The sequence below is a fragment of the Paenibacillus sp. P4_E11 genome (assembly GCF_056401635.1).
The window spans coordinates 1-25650 of record NZ_JBFUIX010000053.1 but is presented as its reverse complement, the minus strand read 5'-3'; the positions used below and the strand labels follow the sequence as shown (position 1 = coordinate 25650).

Annotated in this window: 21 protein-coding genes; 10 read left to right on the top strand and 11 right to left on the bottom strand. The window is 51.3% G+C overall.

The window, feature by feature from the left end; all coding sequences use genetic code 11:
* The first annotated feature begins 38 nt into the window (after window positions 1-38).
* Window positions 39-1163 carry a type I phosphomannose isomerase catalytic subunit gene (locus AC1DWB_RS19695; protein ID WP_477542798.1) on the top strand — a complete coding sequence of 375 codons (1125 nt, stop codon included), beginning with the start codon at window positions 39-41 and terminating at the stop codon, window positions 1161-1163.
* 6 nt (window positions 1164-1169) lie between these two features.
* On the opposite strand, the gene AC1DWB_RS19690 is transcribed toward AC1DWB_RS19695, so the two are convergent.
* Window positions 1170-2036, bottom strand: a complete 867-nt coding sequence (locus AC1DWB_RS19690; RefSeq protein ID WP_477542797.1) for an AraC family transcriptional regulator — start codon at window positions 2034-2036, stop codon at window positions 1170-1172.
* Window positions 2037-2179: 143 nt separating this feature from the next.
* Here AC1DWB_RS19690 and AC1DWB_RS19685 point away from each other — a divergent pair, with 143 nt between their 5' ends.
* The 6 genes from AC1DWB_RS19685 to AC1DWB_RS19660 all read left to right on the top strand — a co-directional run bounded on the left by AC1DWB_RS19685 (window position 2180) and on the right by AC1DWB_RS19660 (window position 9660).
* Window positions 2180-4858 (top strand): alpha-L-rhamnosidase, encoded by a 2679-nt coding sequence (locus AC1DWB_RS19685; protein WP_477542796.1) that lies wholly within the window; start codon window positions 2180-2182, stop codon window positions 4856-4858.
* Between the two features lie 42 nt (window positions 4859-4900).
* Window positions 4901-5752, top strand: coding sequence for a helix-turn-helix domain-containing protein (locus tag AC1DWB_RS19680; protein WP_477542795.1), 852 nt, complete (start codon window positions 4901-4903; stop codon window positions 5750-5752).
* Between the two features lie 229 nt (window positions 5753-5981).
* Entirely contained in the window at window positions 5982-7118 is a 1137-nt protein-coding gene (locus tag AC1DWB_RS19675; protein WP_477542794.1) for a Gfo/Idh/MocA family protein, read from the top strand.
* Window positions 7111-7968, top strand: coding sequence for a DUF6807 domain-containing protein (locus AC1DWB_RS19670; RefSeq protein ID WP_477542793.1), 858 nt, complete (start codon window positions 7111-7113; stop codon window positions 7966-7968). Before AC1DWB_RS19675 ends, AC1DWB_RS19670 begins: the two co-directional genes overlap by 8 nt.
* Before the next feature lie 17 nt (window positions 7969-7985).
* Window positions 7986-9020: an NAD(P)-dependent oxidoreductase gene (locus tag AC1DWB_RS19665; protein ID WP_477542792.1), complete on the top strand. Its 1035-nt coding sequence runs from the start codon at window positions 7986-7988 to the stop codon at window positions 9018-9020.
* Window positions 9021-9162: 142 nt separating this feature from the next.
* A complete protein-coding gene (locus AC1DWB_RS19660; RefSeq protein WP_477542791.1) occupies window positions 9163-9660 on the top strand; it encodes a hypothetical protein in 498 nt (165 codons plus the stop codon).
* A gap of 59 nt (window positions 9661-9719) precedes the next feature.
* On the opposite strand, the gene recQ is transcribed toward AC1DWB_RS19660, so the two are convergent.
* The 3 genes from recQ to AC1DWB_RS19645 form a co-directional block, all read right to left on the bottom strand.
* Window positions 9720-11519: a DNA helicase RecQ gene (recQ, locus tag AC1DWB_RS19655; RefSeq protein ID WP_477542790.1), complete on the bottom strand. Its 1800-nt coding sequence runs from the start codon at window positions 11517-11519 to the stop codon at window positions 9720-9722.
* A gap of 254 nt (window positions 11520-11773) precedes the next feature.
* Window positions 11774-12763: a Gfo/Idh/MocA family protein gene (locus AC1DWB_RS19650; protein ID WP_477542789.1), complete on the bottom strand. Its 990-nt coding sequence runs from the start codon at window positions 12761-12763 to the stop codon at window positions 11774-11776.
* On the bottom strand, window positions 12760-13752 hold the full coding sequence (locus tag AC1DWB_RS19645; protein WP_477542788.1) for a Gfo/Idh/MocA family protein: 993 nt from the start codon (window positions 13750-13752) through the stop codon (window positions 12760-12762). Before AC1DWB_RS19645 ends, AC1DWB_RS19650 begins: the two co-directional genes overlap by 4 nt.
* Window positions 13753-13885: 133 nt before the next feature.
* Here AC1DWB_RS19645 and AC1DWB_RS19640 point away from each other — a divergent pair, with 133 nt between their 5' ends.
* Window positions 13886-14782: a helix-turn-helix transcriptional regulator gene (locus AC1DWB_RS19640; protein ID WP_477542787.1), complete on the top strand. Its 897-nt coding sequence runs from the start codon at window positions 13886-13888 to the stop codon at window positions 14780-14782.
* A 286-nt stretch (window positions 14783-15068) separates the two neighbouring features.
* Here AC1DWB_RS19640 and AC1DWB_RS19635 read toward each other — a convergent pair whose 3' ends face one another.
* The 5 genes from AC1DWB_RS19635 to xylA form a co-directional block, all read right to left on the bottom strand.
* Entirely contained in the window at window positions 15069-16181 is a 1113-nt protein-coding gene (locus AC1DWB_RS19635; protein WP_477542786.1) for a Gfo/Idh/MocA family protein, read from the bottom strand.
* A gap of 39 nt (window positions 16182-16220) precedes the next feature.
* Window positions 16221-16874: a ThuA domain-containing protein gene (locus AC1DWB_RS19630; RefSeq protein ID WP_477542785.1), complete on the bottom strand. Its 654-nt coding sequence runs from the start codon at window positions 16872-16874 to the stop codon at window positions 16221-16223.
* 51 nt (window positions 16875-16925) lie between these two features.
* On the bottom strand, window positions 16926-18089 hold the full coding sequence (locus AC1DWB_RS19625; protein ID WP_477542784.1) for a Gfo/Idh/MocA family protein: 1164 nt from the start codon (window positions 18087-18089) through the stop codon (window positions 16926-16928).
* Window positions 18090-18406: 317 nt separating this feature from the next.
* Window positions 18407-19906 carry a xylulokinase gene (gene xylB, locus AC1DWB_RS19620; protein ID WP_477542783.1) on the bottom strand — a complete coding sequence of 500 codons (1500 nt, stop codon included), beginning with the start codon at window positions 19904-19906 and terminating at the stop codon, window positions 18407-18409.
* A complete protein-coding gene (gene xylA / locus AC1DWB_RS19615) occupies window positions 19907-21226 on the bottom strand; it encodes a xylose isomerase (RefSeq protein ID WP_477542782.1) in 1320 nt (439 codons plus the stop codon).
* Window positions 21227-21413: 187 nt separating this feature from the next.
* Between xylA and AC1DWB_RS19610 the strand changes: the two genes are divergently transcribed.
* Window positions 21414-22574, top strand: a complete 1161-nt coding sequence (locus AC1DWB_RS19610) for an ROK family protein (RefSeq protein ID WP_477542781.1) — start codon at window positions 21414-21416, stop codon at window positions 22572-22574.
* Between the two features lie 57 nt (window positions 22575-22631).
* Here AC1DWB_RS19610 and AC1DWB_RS19605 read toward each other — a convergent pair whose 3' ends face one another.
* Both AC1DWB_RS19605 and AC1DWB_RS19600 read right to left on the bottom strand, forming a co-directional pair.
* The gene (locus tag AC1DWB_RS19605) at window positions 22632-23120 is read right to left on the bottom strand and encodes an N-acetyltransferase family protein (protein ID WP_477542780.1); all 489 of its coding nucleotides are present in this window, start codon (window positions 23118-23120) and stop codon (window positions 22632-22634) included.
* 40 nt (window positions 23121-23160) lie between these two features.
* Window positions 23161-24477 carry a Gfo/Idh/MocA family protein gene (locus tag AC1DWB_RS19600; RefSeq protein ID WP_477542779.1) on the bottom strand — a complete coding sequence of 439 codons (1317 nt, stop codon included), beginning with the start codon at window positions 24475-24477 and terminating at the stop codon, window positions 23161-23163.
* A 148-nt stretch (window positions 24478-24625) separates the two neighbouring features.
* Between AC1DWB_RS19600 and AC1DWB_RS19595 the strand changes: the two genes are divergently transcribed.
* The coding region (locus AC1DWB_RS19595; protein ID WP_477542778.1) for a GerAB/ArcD/ProY family transporter at window positions 24626-25650 on the top strand (1025 nt) is incomplete at its 3' end.

Below are 25650 nucleotides of genomic sequence, written 5' to 3'. Positions count from 1 at the left end.
TTTAATAACCCATTCCTATGGAAGCACGGAGGCCGACAATGGAGAATATTGCATTCCGTCTTAGCAAAATGCCGCTCAAGCTGATCGACGATCGAGTATGGCGCACGTACAGCGGAGGAAAAAGTCTTGACACATGGCGGAATAGCGACCATCCACAGGACAGCGAATATCCTGAGTTATGGGTCGCTTCTACTGTCCAAGCTGTTAATGTGGGACGCGAACATTTGCCTGTGGAAGGGTTAAGCAAGGTGATCCTGCCAGGCTTGTTGGATAACGCGGGCTACACCCTAAAAGAGCTTATCGAATCAGACCCGGTCCTGTTCCTGGGCAAGCTTCATGCTGAGCGTTATGCGTCTAGCCCTGCCCTGCTCGTCAAAGTACTGGATTCCTGTGAAAGACTGACGATTCAAGTACATCCTGACCGGGAGTTTGCGATGCGAGAATTCAACTCTCGATTCGGCAAGACGGAAGCCTGGTATATTCTCGGTGGCAGATCAATCAATGGAGAAGCGCCCTATGTGTTGTTAGGGTTCAAAAGTGGAGTAACTGAAGCATCGTGGCGTCAGTTGTTTGAAGAGCAGAATATCGAGGGCATGATTGGGTCCTTACATAAAATTGCTGTACAGGAAGGCGACGTGTTTCTCATCACAGGTGGATTGCCTCATGCCATCGGAAGTGGCTGCTTGCTGATCGAGATTCAAGAGCCGACCGACCTTACCTTACGCACCGAACGGACGACCCCAAGGGGAGTTGCACTCCGGGATCAAGCCTGTCATCAAGGGATCGGGTTCGATCGCATGCTGCAATGCTTTCATTATGAATCTACCGATATGGAGGGGGCCCTGCAACGTTGGAAAGTGGAGCCTGAGGTATCGGCTGAGTCAGAGGGCGGGTATGAAACCAGCTTGATTCAAGCCTGTCACACGGACCGCTTCCGCATGAGTCGATTGAACGTTGCAGGCGTCTACGAATATGCCAAGCAGGATCAATTTGTTACGGCCATTATTGTATCGGGCACCGGAACACTGACATACGAAGAAGGCATCATGGAGCTGACACAAGGGGAAACGTTGTTTATACCCGCTGGGCTGGAGTCGATGACGTGGAACAGAGGCGAATCGAGCGAGGAGCTTGTTGTCGTGTTGTGTTACCCACCCTCCTAGTCCCTACTAATCCGAGCGCTTGCGATACTCACCCGGCGTCATGCCTACGATGCGCTTGAATACACGGTAGAAGCTCTCCATATCCGAATATCCGACAGTTTCTGAGATCAAACTGATCTTGTGCGCGGTGCATTGCAGCAGTTCACATGCCGTCCGAACCCGAGCATGCTGCACAAACTCATGAAACGTCTGCCCCGTTCGTTGCTTGAACAGACGGAAGAAGTGCCGCTCGCTCATTCTGCCCATATCCGCCATGCTTCGCAACGTCAGCCCTTCATTCGCATGGGAACGAATGAACTCAATCGCATCACCGATCGGGTCATCGGTTTCGAACGTTCGGGTGTTGGGTTGCGTGGTTTTCCTGTGTAGCAAAACAAGCAATTGTATGAGATGCCCGTATAGTACGGCGATTCTCCCGCTGCGCTGGGTCGAATATTCTTCGTGCATCGCAAGAAACAACGGCTCACATGCAAGCTCGCGATCCCGTATCCAATATCCATGGTCGTTGTCCCCTGGCCGCAGCTTCAACAGCGAACTCACATCCAAGTCCACCATTACCTGATCTCTCAAATGCTCGAACAAGCTTTCTGTGAAGATAATATTATACACAACGAGTCGCTGATTAGGGTGCGCTGAAGCCGGACGAAACACATGGGGCACACCTACCGGAAGCACGAACAAATCACCCTTGCATACCGCCTGCACCTGATCACCGATATGATGATACCCGCTTCCCTCCGAAACGTATGTGATCTCAATAAAATCATGAGCATGGAAGCTGCTCTCGAAGCTTTCCTCTGCACGATTGACATAAATCGCTAGCTCACTGCGAAAAAAATCGGAACCTTTCATGACTTGCTGTCGCGTCGACAAACGACTCACCTGCTCCTTGGACCATTTTCTATACCTATATTGTCCATTATGCCGTATAGAAAAGTCAAGATCACCGATGTAATTCCCTCCCCTCCCCCTTTACACTGAGAATGGAGAATCCAATTCTATTAAAGGAGAGAGCCATGTCCCAATCCCTGTACGTCATTGATCTCAGCTGTGAATATAAGCGTAACCCGCTCGGAACCGATGAAAGAAAGCCTAGAATCAGTTGGAAACTTGCTGCTCATGCAAGAGATACATGGCAATCCGCTTATCAAATTCAAGTATGTACCCTAGACACATTTAATCGAGCCTTGGAATGGGATACCGGCAAGGTAAGCTCCAACCAATCCATTCACCTTACGTATGATGGCGAGAGCCTGCGATCACGGACGCGTTACTATTATCGGGTTCGGGTCTGGGATGGACAAGGCAGCGCTTCAGCCTGGAGCGAGACCGCTTACTGRGAAACCGCCCTATTCAGCAGCAGTGAATGGTCAGCCGACTGGATTACAGCCAAGCTGCCTCATGCCGAGGACACACCAGAACCGTGCCATCAGCTGCGCAAAACGTTTCATCTGAACCATAAAATTGCTTCAGCTCGGATTTATGCAACAGCACTTGGATTGTATCGACTGTACGTGAACGGCGAAGCGGCTGATGATACATTGTTCGCACCTGGCTGGACCAGTTACAACAATCGGCTGCAATATCAGACATTCGATGTGACCCGATTCCTTACGGAAGGTGAAAATGCAATCGGGATCATGCTGGGTAACGGCTGGTTTAAAGGGAATTTGGGCTGGGAGCACCAATGGAACATATATGGTACTGAACGTGCCGCGCTAATGCAACTGCACGTCACTTACACAGATGGAACCGAAGAAGTGATCCGAACCGATCCTACTTGGTCGTTCCGTTCAGGCGCGTTGCTTATGTCGGAGCTGTATCATGGCGAAACGTATGATGCAAGGCTTGAGACGAACGGTTGGCTGCGAGCGGATTATGAGGATGCCGACTGGGGGAAGGTAACTGCACTCGAACATTCGAAGAATATATTAGTCGCCCAAGAGAATGATCCGACCCGGGCGATTCAGGAGTTAAAGCCTGTTAGCATCTTCTCCACACCGCAAGGCGATACGGTACTGGATATGGGCCAGAATATGGTCGGCTGGATACGATTTACGGTTGAAGCGCCGGCAGGGACGGAGGTCGTGCTGCATCATGCCGAGGTGTTGGACCGAGAAGGTAACTTCTACATCGGCAACTTGCGGAAGGCGAAGCAGACCGTAACCTATATTAGTAAAGGAACCGGAGAGGAAACGTATGAACCCTACTTTACATTTCAAGGGTTCCGCTATGTGAGGGTTACTGGCATTCCGGCCGACCAGCTCGAAGGCCGGTTTACAGGGATCGTGGTTCATACCGATATGACGCCTACCGGGAGTTTCCACACCTCCAACGAACTGCTCAATCAGTTGCAAAGCAATATCGTCTGGGGGCAGAAGGGCAACTTCGTCGATGTCCCAACAGATTGCCCACAGCGTGATGAGCGTCTAGGCTGGACAGGTGATGCGCAAGTGTTCATTCGAACGGCCGCGTTCAATATGAACGTTGCCCCGTTTTTCACCAAGTGGCTGAAAGACCTGGAAGCCGACCAGCTTCCGGATGGAGGCGTACCTTTCGTCATCCCGCACGTATTGAATCCGAACTCACATTCATCTGCGGCTTGGGGAGATGCGGCTGTTATTTGCCCATGGACGATCTATATGTGCTATGGAGATGCGCGTATCCTTGAAGTGCAATATGACAGTATGAAAGCTTGGGTCAGTTACATGCGTTCACAAGGCGATAACGAATATTTGTGGAACACCGGCTTCCACTTCGGAGACTGGGTAGCATTGGACGCTAAGGAAGGAAGCTATATCGGCGCTACACCCAGAGACTTGATCGCTACCGCCTTCTATGCTTATTCGACTAAGCTGCTTGCCAATAGTGCCATCGTCTTGAACAAAGCGGAAGATGCCGCCCATTACACAGAGTTGCATCACCATATCATCGGGCAGTTCCGCAAGGAATTCGTAACACCGAACGGCCGAGTCGCTTCACCGACGCAAACGGCCTATGTATTGGCACTCGCATTCGACTTGCTCGAGGAGAAGGACCGCAAGCGTGCTGCTGGCATCCTTGCTTCTTACATCAAGGACAATAAAGTTCGACTGACGACTGGATTCGTTGGGACGCCTTACCTGTGCGAAGCCTTATCTCGTTACGGCTATTCGGAATTGGCGTATCAGCTCGTGCTGCAACAAGAATATCCATCCTGGTTGTACTCCGTGCTGCAAGGGGCTACGACGATATGGGAGCACTGGGACGGAATCAAAACAGACGGCACGTTCTGGAGTGATGATATGAATTCGTTCAATCATTACGCCTATGGCTCGGTGGGTGATTGGCTGTACCGCGTTGCTGCCGGGATCGACACTGATCCGGGATATCCGGGCTACAAAAGGATTAACATTAAGCCTCACCTGAATGCTGCGCTAAGTCATGTCTCGGCTACCTATCAATCGATGCACGGAGAAATCGCTTCTTCTTGGGAAACGCTACCGGATGGGAAAACAGTAATTTCGGTCACGATCCCGCCGAACACGGATGCTGTAGTTACGCTGCCAAACGCACAACTCGACCATGTAACCGAGAGCGGTACCTCTCTCACGGAAGCTGCAGGAATAAGAAGACATGTTATAATAGAGGAAGGTGTACAAGTAGAACTAGGTTCAGGACAATACCGGTTCGAGTACTCTTCATCACAGGCTTGATCCCTATCGGGGGACTGGGAATATCGGAGGCGGACACACACATTGACGAAATCGATCAATCATGGCATTCATGTTGGGGAACATTCGCCTAATCCTTACCGGGAACCGCTTCATCGTCATCAGGAGCTGGAAGTCGGGCTCTGCTTGTCCGGTCAAGGCTTATTCTTCTTCGGTGAGAAGGAATATGAAGTTCATCCCGGCGACATCTTCGTCGTCAATAATATAGAGCGACACCGGGCGATCTCCGACCCGGTCTCTCCGAGTAACTACTATTTCTTGAGCTTCGAAGCTTCCATCTTCGGAGAGACCGAGCAGGAACTGCTGCTTCCCTTCGTCTACCAGCCGGCCAAGTTCATCAACCGTATACCAGCTGAGCTTCCGGTTGCTCAGGAAATCGGCTCTCTCATCCGTAAGCTGCACACGGAATTCTACACGCGGGAGAAAGCGTACCCATATCGGCTCCGCTACTTGATACTGGACATTTGCATCCTGCTGCTGCGCCATTATGAGCACGACATGTCTGCCATGGAGTGGAATCGGGCGCTCCGCGATTATCAAGCGGTTGCTCCGATTATCGCGTTCATGAAAGAACGGTTCCGCGAACCGTTAAGTCTGCAAGACGTGACCGCTTCTTTCGCGATCAGTGAGTCCACCTTGCTGCGTCTGTTTCACAAAGCGGTCGGCATGGGATTCAAGACTTATATAATGTACTTAAGGATTAACGAAGCGAAAGAATTGTTAGCTAGTACAGACTTGACTATTACGGAAGTGTACTTGCAGAGCGGATTCCAGAGCGGAGCCTCGTTCTACAGGACGTTCCATGACTGGGTTGGCATGAAACCGAATGATTACCGCGACCAATCGACCCTGACGATTCGCAAGAGTCTGGAGTGATGAACTTGAACCTCCTACCTGCCCGACCCACACGCTAACTGAAATCATCAACAACCAAGTACCGTCCGGTGATCTCCGATCTTCCGGACGGCTTTTTCTTATGCTAACAGTACGAGAAAATGAAGGAAACTGAGAATGATTCGATGGGATCAGAGAAGACCATTTCCTGCAGGTAGCCTATACTGATGTCGTTACCATATAGCCTAATCAAAGTTATGGAGGTGCTTACTTGAGCAAAAAACTGAATATCGCCATCGTCGGACTCGGATTCGGCGCAGAATTCATTCCGATCTACCAGAAGCATCCGGATACGAATTTGTATGCCATCTGCCAAAGATCAGAGCAAAGTCTGAACGAAATCGGGAACGCTTTCGGCGTCGAGCGACGATATACTTCCTTTGATGAAATGATTCTCGATCCTGAGGTTGATGCTGTACACATTAATTCACCGATTCATCTGCACGCCGAACAGAGCGTGAAAGCACTTAGAGCGGGTAAGCATGTAGCCTGTACCGTTCCAATGGCAACGACAGTCGAAGAATGCCAGAATATCATCGAGGCTCAGCAAGCGTCTGGCAAAGTATATATGATGATGGAAACAGCAGTCTACACACGTGAATTCTTGTATGTGAAAGAGCTGCGCGATAGTGGGCAATTAGGTCGTCTGCAGTTTCTTCGTGGCGCTCATCAGCAAGAAATGGCGGGTTGGCCGGGGTATTGGGAAGGCTTGCCTCCGATGCATTATGCTACGCATGCCGTCAGTCCTCTGCTCGCCCTTGCTGGTGCAGAAGCGGACTATGTGTCCTGCTTCGGGTCGGGAAGCATTGCCGAATCGTTGGCTAGCAAATATGGTTCCCCCTTCGCTGTGGAGTCAGCTCTATTCCGGTTGCGACAATCCAACCTGGCAGCTGAAGTCACCCGCTCCCTCTTCGAGACTTCTCGGGAATATGTGGAGAGCTTCAATGTGTATGGAGATAAGATGACCTTTGAATGGCAGCAGCTGGAAGCGGAAGACCCAGTAGTATTCAAGGGAGAAGATGGAGCAAGAGTACACATTCCAGACTTCGCCCATCTACTTCCAGAGGAAATTCGCTCTTATACAACAGAAGGCGTATACGATAGCGATGCCAATCAGCATCTCTCGTTCAAGCAAGGCAGCGGACATGGCGGCTCTCACCCTCATATGGCGAACGAATTCGTCCGAAGCATTCTGGATGGAAGAGCTCCATTCCCGGACGTCTTTCAATCCGCTAACTGGACATGTGCCGGACTGTGTGCCCATGAATCGGCCATGAATGGAGGAGTCATCGTTAAGCTGCCAGCTTGGCGGTCCCACTCTTCAGCAGGAGGTGAAGCCGTTGAGTAAATCTTATCCGAGCTTATCTATCCAGGCCAATCAACAACAGATTGAGATTTTTCGAATGCAGGCTTCTCAGCCAATCCTTGTCCAACATGCACAACCTGATACGAGACCATTCATCCACCCCATTGTAGCTCCTGACGGTGTTGGGGTATTGACCGAAAACGAACCTCCGCATCATCCTTGGCAGCACGGCTTGTACGTCGGATTGAATGATATCAATGGAATTGGGTTCTGGGAGGAAGGTCGTGGCGGCAAACCAACAGATGGCACGTTCCACCCCGCCCCACTCGACTATTCAGTGACCAGTCCCAATAGTGTAAGCTGGCAAGTGAAGACGGAGTGGAGAGCACCCGATCAAGTTCCTATGATTACGGAATTTCAAGATTGGTCTTTCACGGACCATGGTGATTCGTATGTCCTGGATTTACGATGGACTCTTCATGCGCTGGTGGACTTGAAATTCGGACAGTACAACTATGGTGGATTGTTTCTTCGCATGCCTTTCCGACATGAGTTGGGGGGAACAGCACTGAACAGTGAGGGACAACGGGATCGCGATGGCGAAGGCCAGAGAGCCAGATGGACCGCAGTCAGTTTGCCGATACCAGAGAGAGATGGAAGTTGGGCTGGAATTGCCATTATGGACCACCCGGACAATCCCGAACACCCTGTTCCTTGGCGAGTCGATCATCAGCTTGGCATAGCGCCGAGTCGATGCATCGCAGGGGCTTGGACACTTGCACAAAATGCACAAGTTGAGTTCCGTCATCGCGTGTTTGTTTATACGGGCCGACCGGAGACAGATCAAATCGAGCAAATATGGAATGATTTTGCTGACAAAGCTTCACAATAGAAAGGAGATATCCTGCTATGGCTAGAACCGTTATTATCGTTCATCCAGACTTCGACAGTATATGGCCATTCGCCGCCGATCACTTGCATTCACTCTTCTTGGCTCAAGGCGATGTCGAGTTCCAACGACTGCAACATCAAGACACTCGGACGTTGGGAGAGCTATTACAGCATCACCATGAACCTGAGCGAATCCAGCGTTTGATCCTATTGTCCGTCAAGGTTACACCTGCTTGTACAGATGCGCTGACCGGTCTTGAGGAAGTTATTCTATCTTATGGGTACGGTTTCGGGGGACGAGGGAATGATGTTATAGAGCATCTGTCACAGAAGGGTGTTCTCTGCTACCGACAACGAAGCGAAGGCTTCTGGGGCGAATCCGTATCGGAGTTCGGTCTTGCACTTACCTTATGCGGCTTGAGGCGCATTCCTCAGCTTCATGGTCAGATAGCACAAGAGCTTGCTCCATGGAATTTCGAGCCTCCTGGCGGAAAAAGTGCTCCTGGTGCCCGCGGCGGCCAATATGGTGACGATTCCCGATTCACGAATGGCACTGTAGCTGGCAAGAAGGTTCGCATCGTTGGAGCGGGCAATATAGCAAGCCGTTATGCCAGCTTCGTGCATATGCTTGGTGCAGATGTAGCTGTTTGGGATCCTTATGCGAGCGAGCCCAACTTCCATCGAACCGGTGCACGGAGAGAGCATTACCTGGACCGTCTTGTCCAAGATGCCGATATATTCGTACCGATGGTCCCGCTGATCGACTCGACGAAAGGACTCGTCACCGCTGAACATATTCGGGCACTGCCGCAAGGCTGTCTAGTCGTCCTCGTCACAAGAGCCGGTATCGTGGACATGGAAACGTTGCGGCAACGCGTACTAGCCGATGAGCTGAGCTTGGCTGCCGATGTGTTCGACATCGAGCCGCTGCCACTGGATGATCCTCTGATCGGCCGACATAACGTCGTGCATACGCCCCATATTGCTGGGCGCACGATCCATGCGAATAAGGAATGGGCGGAGCTTCTGTTCACACAGTTCCTCCCTCGTTAATATGTAAGTTTATGTCGAAAACAAGCCCGTTCGTCATCTTTACAGGTGTCGTTCGTGCTTGTTTTCCTGTATAATGATAACCAACAGGAAACTTGAGCGCAGAAGCAAGGATTGGAATAGCGGTGAAAGGAAGTGAGCTCAGGTGGAAAAACTGATTTTGGAACAGCTGGAGAAAATTAATTCCGGCATCAACAAGCTTCAGAGCGAAATGGTTGAAGTGAAGGCCGAAATTCAAGGCATGAAAGCGGACATGCAGGGTATGAAGTCCGAAATGCAGGGCATGAAGTCGGACATACAGGGTATGAAGGCCGAAATTCAAGAAATGAAGTCGGACATACAGGGTATGAAGGCCGAAATGCGCACGATGAATGGAAGATTGGACTCGCTGGAATCCGGCCAACGGGAACTACATCAGATTACTAGAGCGATTCGTGATCGCCAAGACGAGACGGATGCCAAGTTGGACGCTATCTCTATGGATATTCATCAATTGCATGGCGATGTTACCCAGTTAAAAGAGCGACAAGAAACGATTCTTAATGTGCAGCAGGAGCAACAAAAAGTGATAGAACAGCTATCGTTCCGCTTTATCCAACACGATGCCGACATCGCAGGATTGAAACGAGTCAGCACCTACTAATCGAACAACAACCAAACAGCCTGTATGCGATCGTTCGCATACAGGCTGTTATGTTTTACCTAACCCTTTTCAGCAACATACCCGCGAACCATATCCAGGAACGGTGCACCGTACTTGCTGAGCTTCGCTTGCCCTACACCTTTCACCGCTAGCATCTCCGTTTCCGTCTCGGGTAACAGCTCAGCGATCTCACGCAGTGTGTTGTCCGCGAAGACGACATACGGCGGTACGCCGTCCCGATCCGCCAACTGCTTGCGCAGCGTGCGCAAACGGTCGAACAGCTCGTCGCCTACCCGCTTCTGACGCTTGACCTCGCGAACCTTGCGCGTCACTTGTTTCTCCCCACGCAGCACGTCCGCAGCAGGCGGAAGCAAGCGTAACACCGGATATTGACTCTCGGTCAGACCCACATAACCATCGGCAATGAGCAATTGAATCATATCGATGATTGTCTTCTCTGGATATTGCTTCATCAAGCCATATGTGGGCAGCCGATCGAATCGGAATTCCATGACGCGCTTATTCGACGAACCTTTCAGCACTTGAGCGACCAACGTCACACCGAACCGTTCATTCATACGTCGGATGCAAGAACAGATTTGCTGTGCTTCTACAGTCATATCGACGATTTCACTGTCATCGTTGCAACTGCCGCAGTTGCCGCATTTAGAGTCCGACTCCAGTCGTTCTCCGAAGTAGTTCAACACATACGCCCGTAAGCAGTTTTGTGTATGACAGTAGTCGATCATCAGCTGCAGCTTGCGGTACTCTTGCTGCTTACGCTCTGGGGCGGACACGGATTGTTCGATCAGAAACTTTTGCAACAAAATGTCTTGGGGCTGGAACAGAAGTATGCATTCGCCAGGTTCCCCGTCACGGCCGGCGCGGCCTGCCTCTTGATAATAGGATTCCATGTTCTTCGGCATACTCCAATGCAGCACATAACGCACATTGGACTTGTCGATGCCCATACCGAACGCATTCGTCGCGACCATTACACGAACATCGTCACGCAAAAACCGATCCTGCATTTGCTGCCGCTCCATATCGGTCATCCCAGCGTGGTACTTGCCTGCGGGAATACCTTTGCGACTAAGGGTTTGATGCACTTGATCGACTTCCTTACGCGTAGCCGCATATATAATACCCGCTTGATCCTCATGCTTAGTCACATATTGCATCGCATAGTCTTCCCGGTTGACTCCCTTCAACACGGCGAACGACAAATTCGCTCGATCAAAGCCCGTAACATGTACTTGCGGCGACTTCAATCCAAGCAGCCTTACGATATCCGTCCGTACGTTCTCTGTTGCGGTAGCGGTAAAAGCCGCAATACGCGGACGTCGCTCCAACTGCTTCAGGAATGGCGCGACCGCCAAGTAGCTCGTCCGGAAGTCGTGCCCCCATTGTGAAACACAATGGGCCTCATCGATCGCGACAAACGGAATATCGATGCGTTGTGCCAGTGACAGGAACATATCCGACTCCAGACGCTCAGGAGCCACATAGAGCAGCTTGTATTCGCCTGCAGCAGCACCGCGTAGCCTCCGATTCGTCTCGCTTCCCGTCAACGAACTGTTAATGTAAGTAGCTGGGATCCCGAGCCCGTCCAACGCATCGACTTGATCCTTCATCAAGGAAATGAGCGGGGAAACGACTACCGTCGTCCCGGGCAACAAAAGTGCAGGAACCTGATAACAGATCGATTTCCCACCACCGGTTGGCATAATGCCCAATGTATCGTGCTGATTCAAAATATCGCGTATGATAAATTGCTGTCCTTCACGGAAATCGGGATACCCATAAATACGCTGCAGCACCCGTCTTGCCTGATCCAGATTAAGATTGGTTTCATTCATTAACAATAGCTCCCATCCATCCCATTCCAAACATTGCTATAACCAATACACGATCCGATTGTCTCATGCTGCTCTTATCGTATACCGGATATGTCCAGAAGGCAAGACAACCTCCCGATGCTACACATCGGGAGGTCGTTAATTAAGCTATTGCAGTGTACCGTTACGGGATTGTTCCGTAGTCCCCGCAAAGTAATAGGAAAACACTACAGAGGTTCACTTCACTTTTGTGGGGATGTCTTTGTGAGGATTCTTTATATCCGTACAGGTTGACCTGATTCCACTGATTGATATCCAGCCAAAGCGACTTCTGCAGAACGCAGACCGTCAACGCCGTTGATCGGCACGGGAGTTCCTTGCAGCAACGCGTCAACGAAGCCTTTGACCAAGTATTCGTCCATGCCGTCACCCCAGAAGCTCCAAACCCCTTTTCCAACATCATTCGTGTACAGCTCGTTTTTCTGTGCGAACGAATCGACCGAGATGGCACCCTTCGTGCCGATGATCTCCATCGTTACATCGCCCCATGTCGGGAATGCTTTAGGTCGCGACCAGCTCGTATCAATAACGCCGAAAGCTCCGTTCTCGAATTTGACATGAATCATCCCGGCATCATCGATGCCAATCCCTTCGTTGAACAAATTAGCAGCATACGCGTACACCTCGTTCACTTTGGAGCCGATGATCCAATTCATCAAATCCATCACGTGGACGGTATGATCCAGCAGCGCACCACCTCCGGAAAGCTCTTTATCCAGAAACCAGCCGCCCGGCAACGAACCGCGATTTGTTCCTTTCACCGCTACAATGTCCCCAATCTCGCCGCGATTAACGGCTTCTTTAGCCTGCACAACGGCCGTAATATATCGACATGGGAAAGCGGTCATCAATTGAACACCGTTGTTGTCGCATGCTTCAATCATCATCTTCATTTCTTCAACGGAGATACCAAGCGGTTTTTCACAAAGTACATGCTTCTTGGCATTCGCGGAATCAATAGTCAATTGAGCATGGTACACGTTCTCCGAGCAAATCACAACCGCATCTATGTCTGTCTTCAACAGGTCACGGTAATCCGCGAAATACGGCACCCCGTGTTTCTCTACAACTTTCTCCACACGCTCCCGGTTATCATCAGCGATGCCCGCAATTACTACTTCAGGAAGGGCAGCCAGCGCTTCCAGATACGAGAAAGCATGGCCGTGCGCGAAACTGATCATGCCTACTTTAAGTTTGGTTGTCATTGGTTCTCTCCTCCGATCAATACAGCTCGTCCGGTTCTAGCAGATTCACGCGCGGCGTTAGCGATTTCTAGCGCTCTGAAAGCGTCCCTAGCCGTCACAATCGACTCCACGTTGTCTCGGATACAAGCGATGAAATGACTGAGTTCAATGGAATACGGATCCTGATAGGATGGGCTTTGCGGGATTTCAACGAATCGGCCTCCCTCACTAGCAGCTGACGATTTACGAATCTGCAACGATTTGGAATTGGCGCTGTCGCTACGAACTACACCGTTAGTGCCAGCGATTTCGGCAGCGGTACGGAACGGCCCCGGGTAACCCCAGTAAGCTTCCAGGTTGGCCACAGCCCCGCTCTTGAACAACAATGTCGTAAGCGCATAGTCCAGATTCCCATCCGTATGCTTCATGCAATAAACCGATTTCACTTCTCCGAATGCCCACAATGCATAATCAATGTCATGGATCATCAGATCGACGATTACACCACCGCTTTTGTCTTCATCCTTGAACCAAGGACGTACATCGCCTGGATGACTACCGATTCGCTTGAAATGAGCAACGCCGATCCGTCCTAATTTCCCTGATTCCACCGCTTTTTTCATTTGCACATATTCTGGGAAAAATCGAACAACGTGGCCGACAAACAGACGAACTCCATTTTTCTCGCAACTGTCCATAACCGCCTGAGCATCCTCGAGCGAGAGCGAGATTGGTTTTTCGCTAATCACATGTTTGCCTAATTCTGCGGACTTGATGGCATACTCTTTATGCAAATGGCTGGGCAGCGTCAAGCTGACTGCATCCGGATTCACGGCTTCCATCAAAGCCTCAAAAGAAGCAAAGGCACGAGTGTTCGTTTTTTTAGCCAGTTCCTCTGCTAATCCGAAATCAATATCGCAAACTCCAACGAGCTCAACGTCAGGCATCTGCGCATAAGCAGTCGCATGCACCCGCCCCATTCCACCGGAACCTATTACAGCTACTTTCATCTCACTTCTCTCCTTCTTTCGTTGTATAATGGTTATAGTGAAAAGATACAATGTCTGATTGGCCGTGACTATGCCGTTATTTGTCTCATTTGTATCCAATTTTGTTCTAACTCGAAAGTACGGTGAAATCCGGATGGACGTAATCAAGGAACCCATTCATTATCAGAACCCTCAAATGTGCATTAAAGTAATGGAGTTCACCAGCGTAGACAAGGAAAGACAGTTCAAGCCGCGCTGGCATTATCACAAAGAAATCGAATTTGTCCTTGTGCGGGAAGGGGTACACGAGATCCATACGGTGGGTAACGTCTATCGGCTTCATCCAGGGGATGTAGTGGCAGTAGGTTCTTCCCAGCTTCATCTGGGTCATAAGATCGGTGATGCGAAGATGACTTGCGTAGTATTGCATTTTGATTTGCAGCCTTACTTCGACCCAGCTATGATGATGTATTATCGACATTTTTCGGAAATTTACTATCCGTTGGAAGAGCTAAATTATATTTTCCAAGAAAATGAGCCCGTCAAACAGGAAATTGCCCGTATCATTCTTGCCATTCTGGAGGAGATCACCGGGAAGTCCAAAGGTTACGAGATTGCCGCCAGCATGCATATCAAACATCTACTGCTCACTCTGCTGCGTGGGGATCGCAAGGGGCTGCTGCAAGCGCACGAATGGGTGGACGCCGAAGTGATGAAGCGTATTATCGATTATGTGGACGAGCATTTGTCGGCGAAAATCAATATGGAGGATGTCAGCAAGTTAGCTGGTATGAGCTACTCCTATTTCTCCAAATATTTCAAAAAAACGATGGGTGCCTCGTTCACAGACTACGTAAATTTGCGAAGAATTCGCAATGCCGAACGGCTGCTTGTTACTAGCGATCTCAGTGTTACCGAGATTGCTGCGACAATCGGTATCCAGAATATGGCCCACTTTTATGAACTGTTCAAGCGTCATAACGGCTGTACGCCTAAGGAGTACTTGCGTAGGTTGAAACGGGAGCGGGGCGGTGCCTTCGACACTCTCTAAGGCCGAAGAGGCTGTCGATTCACTGCAAAAACGGCCGTTCCAAGTGAAAAGGGACCCCGTAAGCTCAAACATCTTGTTTGAACCTCCCTTGATTGTATAAGGGATTAAGCGGTATGGAGGTTCAAGCCAAAACTCGCTGGGGTCCTCTTCTCACTCTCCACTCCTTGCTCAACGATGAATCGACAGCCTCTTTTTCGGCCTTACACGATGGAGGCGACACCTAAAAATTAAAAGGGACTATCCATGTTTTGAAGGATAGTCACTTGCTTCGTTACTCCATGCAATGTTACCGGAAAGACTCCAGCGATATGCCGATTGGCATAGGCTGAGGGGTGTCGCATGAGCTCTGCATCACGTAATGCTTGCCTTGCTCAGAAGCATCATGGAAGCCGTGCATCGTCTCAAGCACATGATAAGCCAGCTCACCAGACGCCCGATGTGGCCGTCCTTCCAGGATCGCGCGTGCCATATCCAATACGCCCAGGCCGCGCCCATTTTCCGCAAATCCATGCGATAGAGGCATTTCGCTCCAATCCTTCGCATCTTTGCGTCGAATGAGAACCGGACCTCCGAACATATTCGGGTCAGGCACCTTAAGCGTTCCTTCACTGCCATAAATCTCGATTCGCGGCAAGTCCGCTCCTCCGAACGCATCGAAGCTCGTAATGATTGTACCTGTCACCCCGCTGTGAAAATCCATGATGCCGGTAATATGCGTCGGCACATCCACATCAATCACTTGCCCGAACTTAGGCTGACTCGAAATCGTCCGCTGTGGATAAGAAATCTTCGCAGAACCCGTGACCCGCTGAATCGGTCCCAGCATAGCGATCAGCGCCGTCAAGTAATACGGCCCCATGTCGAACATCGGGCCACCGCCCGCCTTATAATAAAAGGCCGGATCGGGATGCCAGTGCTCATGCCCACGACCGACCATGAACGCGGAGGCCGCGATCGGTTGACCGATCCATCCGTCCTGGATGAGCTTGATGCACGTCTGGATTCCTCCACCCAGGAATGTATCCGGTGCGCTTCCGACACGCAGTTTCGTATCAGCAGACGCTTGAAGTAGCTGTAAACCTTCCTCGCGTGTAACAGACAGCGGTTTCTCCGCATACACATGCTTGCCTGCCCGCAATGCGGCGAGCCCTACAGGAACATGTGCTTGAGGAATCGTCAGATTGATGACCAGGTCGATCGTCGGATCAGCAAGCAACTCGTCGACTGTATAAGCTTGAGCGATCCCATACTCCGCAGCTTTGGCCTGCGCTCGAGTGATGTCCAGATCGGCACAAGCTGTCACTTCCAGCGAATCATACGTTTTACAAGTTTTGAAATAAATATCGCAAATTTTGCCGCAACCAATAATACCGACTTTCAGCTTCTTGTTCTCACCCATTCTGAACGCTTCCCCTCCGTTTGATTGTACAGCTTAGAATCAACGAGCCGCCCACACCATACCGCGTTTCATAAGCTCCATCACTTGCGGCATCGCTACAATGTTAGCTTGATGACCAAGGGAGCAATAGTACACTTTACCCGCACCATACTTCTTCGTCCACACAACAGGCATTAGCACGTCACGACCGCCAGGTCCGTAGCCTTCGAACGTAGTAGTCGCTATTACATCAATAGCCGGATCGACATGCATGTAGTACTTCTCCGAGCTGACCTCGAAGTCACCAATTCCTTGCACAAGGGGGTGGTCTTGCTGTTGCATATTGACTGTATAGAGAACGCCGTCGTTACCTGGATGCGCCACCCACTGGCCGCCAACCATGAACTGATACTCAACATCATTCCGGAATGAATCAGCCATACCTCCGTGACAGCCGGCAATGCCAGTTCCATTTTCTTTGACCGCGCGAATGAGTGGCTCCAACTGCTCTTTCTCGATCTTACCCATCGTCCACACCGGAACGATCAGGTCGACGTCCTTCAAGCTTGCTTCATCCTTAAACCGGTCAAGCGTATCCGATACTTCAACCTCGAACTGCGCTTCCTGCAAAAGGCCCGCCAACAGCTCCGATACTTCCTTTGGTTGATGACCTTCCCAGCCACCCCAGACGATTAACGCTTTTTTCGCACTCACAACCGACACGCCCCTTCCAGATTAAAAAATGAGATGGAGGATTGCTACAACTTACAACTCGTTGATTGCTACCCAGCGCCGCTCCGTAATCGAGAGATCCACCGCTTCCAACACCTGCTGGCATTTGACCCCGTCATGAAAATTCGGTACGGGCTGGCGGTCCTCCTGAAGCGCTTCCATCAATTCCAACACCTCATGCACGAAAGTGTGCTCATACCCGATCGTATGTCCTGGCGGCCACCATGCATCGGAATAAGCGTGAGCTGGATCTGTGGCCAATACTCGGCGGAATCCCTGCACATCAGCAGCATCGTCAGTGAAATACACCTGTAACTCGTTCATCCGCTCAAAATCAAACTTGACACTGCCCTTGCTGCCGTTAATCTCGAACGAGTTCGTACACCTATGACCTGGAGCGAAACGAGTAGCTTCGAAGCTGCCTAACGCGCCACAATCGAACCGAGTCATGAATAAGGTTGCATCGTCAACCGTTACAGGTCCCCGTGGACCGTCCTTGCTACCTTGGGCGCTAAGGCCCGTCATTGAGCTCGGCATCGGCCGTTCCTTGATGAACGTGTCGCTCATTCCGATCACTTCAGTCATATCCCCAACCAGGTAATGGGCCAAGTCAATCAAATGAGCGCCCAGATCGCCGTGAGAGCCAGAACCAGCCACTTCTTTCTGCAACCGCCAGACAAGCGGGAATTCCGGATCGACAATCCAATCCTGCAGGAACCAAGCCCGGAAGTGATAGATCTTCCCTAGTCGGCCTTCTTCCACAAGTTTTTTAGCTAACCGTACAGCTGGAGCGAACCTGTAATTAAAACCGACCATGTGCTTCACGCCAGCTTCTTCTGCCGCTTGTAGCATCTCCCTGGAGTCCGCGAGCGTTAACGCGAGCGGCTTCTCGCAGAACAAGTGCTTGCCAGCCCGTGCAGCGGCAATCGCTATCGCATGATGGGCATCACTCGGGGCGTTGATGTCGACGACATCGACGTCCTCACGCGCGATCAACTCCGACCAATCCGTAACGGCCTCTTCCCAGCCAAACTGTTTAGCCGCCTGCCGAACGCCTTCCTCGTTACGGCCGCAAATCGCTTTCATCACCGGACGAGCCGCTTGTGGGAAAAACATCGGCAAATCCCTATACGCATGACTATGCGCCTTGCCCATGAATTTGTAGCCAATCATCCCGATTCGCACTTGCTGTTCCATCGTATACTCCTCCTCCACATAAATACCCCAAAAAGTGAAGCCAAGCTTTGAAGTCTATATAGTTAACCGCCTGTATCAAATAGAAGAACTGGATTCTCTTATTAACAAAAATGTAGCCGCCTTGAGAGAAATAAGAGAACTCCGTTCTTTTATTTCATTCTGAACGACACCAACTATGCCATGATTCAGTGAATAGAAGTACGGAGTTCTGCTATCCGCGCTCCATGTGCAATAGATTAGCCAATAAGGGATCTCAGTTCTCCTATATACACAAACGCGGCGTTGCAACAGCTTGGTTGCTGGTTACTGGTTGATGATTACTTCGTCCGGAACGGAACGAGTGCCTCGTTCAGCTCCTTCGTCTGCGTATACACACGCTTATACACGGCGTACAACGCCTCGTATGTGGCTACAGCATTGCGCTGCGGCCTGTAAGTCGCGGCGCGTTTCAGAAACGCGGCGCCGCAAGCTTCGAGCGTCGGAAACCAGCCGCACCCTACAGCCGCGAGCATCGCGGCACCCATGCCAGGCCCCTGCTCGCTCTCCAGCTTGACGATGTCTGCATTGAAAATGTCCGCCTGCATCTGCAACCACGCTTCATTCTTCGCGCCGCCACCGATCGAGACGAGCGAATCAATTCGCCGCCCCGCCGTGCGAAGAATGTCCACCGACTCCTTCAAGGAGAAGGTGATGCCTTCCAGCACGGCGCGAGTCATATGCGGCAACCCGTGCGTCGCATCGAGGCCGATGAAGCTGGCGCGGATATTCGCATCCGCATGAGGCGTGCGTTCCCCCGCCAAATACGGGGTGAACAGCAGCCCGCCTGAGCCGGGCGCCACGCCAGCCGCCGGCCCCAACAATCGGTCGAAGCCGATGTCCGGCGCGACCGTTTCCTTGAACCACTGCAAGCTATAGCCCGCCGCGAGGGTAACCCCCATCGCGTAGTAAGCGCCCGGCTTGCCGTGGTTGAATAGGTGCAGCTGGCCGCGGTAATCCGCGCTGCCATCTGCCTCATAGGCGAGCACGACGCCGGACGTGCCGATGCTTACGAGCGACTCGCCGGCGGACAGGATGCCCGCCCCGATCGCGCCGCAAGCGTTGTCGGCGCCGCCGGCGAACACGCGCGTGCGCGGCGAGAGCCCGGCCTGCCGAGCGGCGTTCGGCAGCAGCGCGCCGACTTCAGCGGCCGGCTCGCACAGCGGCGGGCACAGCGCCGGGTCGACGCCGACCGCGGCGCATATACGCTCGCTCCAGCGCTTGCTCGCGACATCGAGCAGCAGCGTTCCCGCTGCGTCAGACAAGTCAAGAGCGAGCGCTCCGGTCAGCCGGTAGCGCAAATAATCCTTGGGCAGCAGAAACACCGCTGTCTGCTTATAGAGCTCCGGCTCGTGCTGCTTCACCCAGAGCAGCTTCGGCAGGGTGAAGCCTTCAAGCGCACGATTCTTGGCGATCGCGATCAGCTCATCGCCGAGCGCCGCTTCGATCTCGCGGCATTGCGCGGTCGTGCGCGTGTCGTTCCACAAGATGGCGTTACGCAGCACGCGATGATCGCGGTCCAACAGCACGAGCCCGTGCATCTGCCCGGAGAAGCTCAGCCCTTGAATAGACTCAGCGGACACTCCACTCTCTTGTACAAGCCGCCGCAGCGCTGCCAGCGTCCCGGTCACCCACACCTCCGGGTCCTGTTCGCTATAGCCGGATTGCAGTTGGATCAGCGGATAGCTCTCGGTTGCTTCAGCGCAGACGACACCCTTCTCGTCAACGAGCAGCGTCTTGACCGCGCTAGTGCCCAAATCAACGCCAATGACATAGCTCATTTACTTGTCCGCCTCCAGCAAATACTGGTTAAACACAGCTTTCAACCGTTCTTGACGACCTGAGATATTCACAATCGTCTGATTCTGAAGTGCATACTGCTCCAGACTGGCCAGTGTGGTCCGTCCTTCTACGATCTCTTTGCCGATACCTTCACGGAACGTTGCATAACGTCGATCGACCGCATCATCGAGGACACGATCCTCAATAAGCCGCGCTGCTACTTTCAGACCCTTGGCATAGGCGTCCATCCCGGCAATGTGCGCATAGAACAAATCTTCTGGCTCGAAAGAAGCACGGCGCACCTTCGCATCGAAGTTAATACCGCCACGGCCTAAGCCACCGTTCTTCAGCACCTCGTACATCGTCAATGTTGTAGCGTACAGATCGGTCGGAAACTCATCTGTATCCCAGCCCAGCAGTAAGTCGCCCTGATTGGCGTCCAGCGAGCCCAGCATCCCTTGATGGCGCGCAACCCGCAACTCATGCTCGAACGTATGACCAGCCAGTGTAGCGTGATTCGCTTCCAGGTTCAGCTTGAAGTGATCCTCCAGACCGTATGTTTGCAGGAAAGCGATTGTAGTCGCTGCATCAAAATCATACTGGTGTTTGGTCGGCTCCTTCGGCTTAGGCTCGATCAGGAATTGAGCGTCGAAGCCAATCTCCTTCGAGTAATCAATCGCCATCCGATACAGAAACGCGAGGTTGTCCAGTTCCAGCTTCATATCCGTATTCAATAGCGACTCGTAGCCTTCACGGCCGCCCCAGAACACATAGTTGTCAGCGCCAAGCTGCTTGCCGATTTCCAGGCTCTTCTTCAGTTGTGCGGCTGAGTAAGCGTATACATCAGCATTGCTCGTCGTACCTGCGCCATGGACGAAACGTGGGTGTGAGAACAAGCACGCCGTATTCCATAGTAGCTTGATACCCGTGGACTTCATATGAGAGCTGATCATCTCGACGATCACGTCCAGATTGCGGTTCGTTTCCTGCAGCGTATCGCCTTCCGGTGCGATGTCCCGGTCATGGAAGCAGAAGTATTTGAGGCCCAGCTTCTCCATCAGCTCGAATGCCGCCTCAACCCGGGCTTTGGCCAGATCCATTCCACTCAGCGAGCCCCAAGGACGTATAGCGGTCGCACTGCCGAACGGATCATTGCCCCCGCCAGTCAAAGTATGCCAGTATGCCATCGAGAAACGCAAGTGCTCCTCCATCTTCTTCCCTGCCACGATCTGCTCCGCATTGTAATGTTGAAACGCGAGCGGATTCGTTGAACGACTGCCTTCATAAGTAATGCGATCAATCGATGAAAAATAGTTCATGCCCTGCCTCCTAAGATGAATGTGTAGTGAACCATGTTCTGTCCTCATCATAACAAAGCCCACTAACTTTGTATATCCATTAAACTAAGTTTCGAGTAACTATTATTGTACTTTTGCTTAATCTATTCTACACTAGCTATATTAGACTAACGGTTAAACGAAGTTTGAAGCCAAAGGAGCTGCAACATTGCGTACAACAGGCGATCAATTTCTAGTCAAAAAAATTAACAAGTCGATCGTACTGGAGACGATCCGCTCGGAAAGTCCCTTATCTCGAGCTCAAGTATCGGAGACGACTGGTCTTAATAAAGGCACGGTATCCACCTTGGTCAATGAACTGATTGACGACCATCTGGTCTATGAGATCGGACTCGGTCAATCCAGCGGCGGCCGAAAGCCGATGATGTTGCATTTTCACAAAACAGCAGGGTTTGCGGTTGGCATCGATCTGGGAGTCACTTACATCTTGACCGTGCTTACCGATCTGGATGGACATATCGTGGCGGAGCAACGTATGCCGCTTCATGTGCAGGACCCTGAATCCGTAATCCAGATCCTCGTCCGGCAAGTGAGGAATCTGCTAGAGCGTGCGCCAACTAGTCCATATGGCATCATTGGGATTGGCATCGGGGTTCCGGGAATCGTAGATGCCGGAGGAACAATCCTGTTCGCCCCGAATTTGCACTGGGAGCATTTCCCTTTGCGTGAGCGACTGGAGGAAGAATTCGGGCTGCCCGTCACAATCGACAACGAAGCGAATGCAGGTGCAATGGGTGAAAAGCAATACGGAGCAGGACGGGAGTCGGATGATCTGGTTTACTTGAGCGTCGGCACCGGCATCGGAGCCGGGATCGTCATCAAAGGTCATCTATTCCGAGGGTCATCGGGATTTTCCGGGGAAATCGGTCATACGTCGATTGAATCGAATGGCAAGCGCTGCAGTTGCGGGAACCGCGGTTGCCTCGAGCTGTACGCTTCCGAAGGCGCATTAATGGAGCATGCCCGATTGATCGGTGCCGCTGATTTCGATCAACTCATTGAACTGGCCGAGGCCGGTATGCCTGAAGCGTTGCAACTGTTCCACCAGACCGGCGAATATCTCGGTATCGGGATGGCGAATGTCATCAACACATTCAATCCCGAGCTGATCCTGATCGGCAATCAGATGGTTCGGGCCGAAGCTTGGCTGCGTAATCCTGTACAACGGGCGGTACGCCAACGAGCCCTTCCCTATCATCGAGAAGGATTGGATATTCGCTTCGCTGAATTGAAGACGCATTCCACCGTACGGGGCGCCGCTTACTATGCCATCTCCGCTTTCCTGTTCAAAGACCGCGTGACGTTATAACACCCGCAGGCTTGATCAAGCCGCGGGTGCAAAGTGTATCTACTATCTACTATATGGCTATGTAGCGAGCCCCATCTGAATGCCCACAACGGTTTCGCCAAGATGATTTTTCATCACATTCATGTCAAACGGCTTGAAGCCCAGCTTCTTGTAGAAGAGCAGTCCGGTTAGATTCGTGTTGTGACAACCGAGCAGCAGCTTAGGGACACCTAACTCCACCCCTGCAATGCGAACCATCTCTCCGATCAACGCAGAAGCAGCTCCCTTGCCCCGATATTCCGTATGTACGATGAAATTACCAAGCCAACAATGCTTTTCTGGATCAAGTCCGTAAAAGTTGGCGTATCCGGCAAGTTGACCCGAATCATCCACAACGACGGTAGGCTTCCAGCGGGTAGAAGCTGCGCGCTCCAACTGCTCTGCCGTTAGGGGAAACACTCCGCTCGGGTACATATAGAACAGCTCCAGAGCATTCTGAGGAAATGTACAGATAATAGCAAAATCTTCCTTGGTCGCAGGACGGAACGTATACCCAGTCGATTCCAATACAAATCATCCTCCTTCATAAGTCCGATAGGTGACCGAACTAAAGTTTCGGAATGTCTACCACACGTCTCTCTTCCATCGACACATCTGCGGAGAATCCGATCAGATGGCCATAGATGGAATCCTCAAGCGTTGTCGTTGATAGCGATGCCGCTTCGCCACGAATGACACGAACGAAATCAGCAACAAGCCGCAGATCGCCGCCCCCATGCATATCATTCGACACATTAAGCTCTACCCGCTCTTCCGTGTATTCGTGTCCTGCCCGTGGATCCGGATGACGCACGATGAAATAACCGTCCTCGATGACACCTTCGATCTCGCCTTTCGTTCCGAGCAAATGAATGCGGCGGCAAGGCTTGGACGTTCCGCCCATCAAGTTGTGGGTAGCTGTGGAGCCATCATCGAACGCAATCATAACCGATTGATGATCGACGACATCATTGTCGCTGTGCCACACACAACGTCCATAAGGGTTATCCATACGAAGCGATTGTATCTGCTCTTCTTCAGACGGGGCAATGCCAAGATGAGAATGTACCCACACATAGGAAGCCCACAGCTTCTGCTCCAGGTAATGCTTCTTGGCTGAGTATTCGCAGTCCGCTTCGATCGGACAATCGAGCAGGCAGCGGGTCCCCGCTCCTTCCGGTGCGCGTTCCGGACGGAAGTAGGACAATCCACCGAAGCTGCTGACCGTGACCGGCTTCGACTCGCCCTTCATCCAGGTTAGGATGTCCAGGTCATGACAGCATTTCGACATGAGTATTGGCGATCCGCACTTCTCCTTGCTGCTCCACTTTCCGCGTACGAAACCCATCGCCATATGGTGGTAGCTGACGTTCTCAGACGTCTGGATGTTCAATACTTCCCCGATGTCGCCTGCCGATACACGACGGCGAATCTCCGCGTAGAACGGAGCATAGCGCAGTACATGACAGATCATCACCTTGCGTCCCAGAGCCTTAGCCCGTTCCAACAGCTTCAGTACGTCCTCCTGAGTAGTACCGATCGGTTTTTCCAGCAGTACATCATACCCTGCTTCCAGAAGTGGCAATGTCGTCTCAACATGCTGAGCGTCCATCGTCCCGTTAATGATCGCATCGGCCAACTTACCAACAGATACGAGCTGCTGTACCGATTCGAATCGGTGTTCCATTGGGATACCATATTTCTCTGCAGTTCGATCTCGGCGAATCGGATCAGGATCTGCCACCCCTACAATCTGTAACTCCTCTGGATGAAGCTTAGCATAAGAAGCATATACAAGACTACGATGCCCGGCTCCTACGATAATGGCTGTTACTGGACCTGTTCGTTTACGGTCAACCTCTGTATTTTGCTCTAATGTAATCATGTTCTCATCCTCCCTACATTATATTCCAGATKACACTATTACTATATCAGGTGAAAGACAGGTATGGAACCATTATCTGTACATAATATAGGGGGCTGCTGGAAACTCTAATACAATGTTTCCATTTCCGTATTGAAAGGAGCATCAGATGAAATCCATCGGCATCCTGCAAATCATCATGATCATCATGTCCTCCGTCGGCCTGATCAACCACGTGTTTATTATCCCTATGCTGCTTGATCATGCCGGAAGAGATGCCTGGGTTTCCGTTATTCTCGTTACCCTGCCATTTCTGGTTTGGTGCAGCCTGCTGTACTTCGTCATGAAGAAGAGCAGTCAACAGCATTTGATTGCATGGATTCAAAGCGCTTACGGAACATTCGTCGCCATGACTATCGCGGTAGTAGCCAGCATCTATTTGTTTTTCTCGGCAGTCATCACCGTTCAAGATACGGTCACTWGGGCAGTCACATCCTACTTGCCGGAAACTCCGAGATTCGTTCTGATCCTCTCTCTCATACTGCTCTGCTATATAACTTCCATCCAAGGCCTTCGTGTAATTTCTGTTATGGCCGGAATATTGTTGCCGGGAATCGTGGCGTTAGGATTTTTTGTAATGGGAAGCAATATTCCGAACAAAGATTACACTCGATTACTCCCCATTCTCGAGCACGGCTGGAATCCAGTCTTCAGTGGAATGATTATCTGTGGAGCTGGATTGGTCGAACTGACTATCCTGCTGTTCATGCAACAATATTTGACCCGTCCCATTCGATATTGGCAACTTATGATCCTAGCGCTTATTCTCGTCGGCTTGACACTAGGACCTGTAACTGGAGGCATTGCCGAATTCGGTGTTGATGAGATGTCGAGACTGCGTTATCCCGCTTTCGAAGAATGGAAGTTAATTATTATTGCCAAAAATGTGGAACGGCTCGACTTTCTCTCGATTTATCAGTGGATGGCAGGCGCTTTTTTGCGCATATCGACTGCTATGTTTCTCATTCATGAGCTGCTTAATCGCCTACATACCTATTCCGTGGTCAAGTTTCTGCTTCCGTTCTACATTGTTCTGGGCATCATAAGTACGCTTCCCTTAACAGATGTTTTTTTCTACCGGATCATTACCAAGATTTATTTGCCGACTACTCTGATCACGCTTAGTGTATTGAC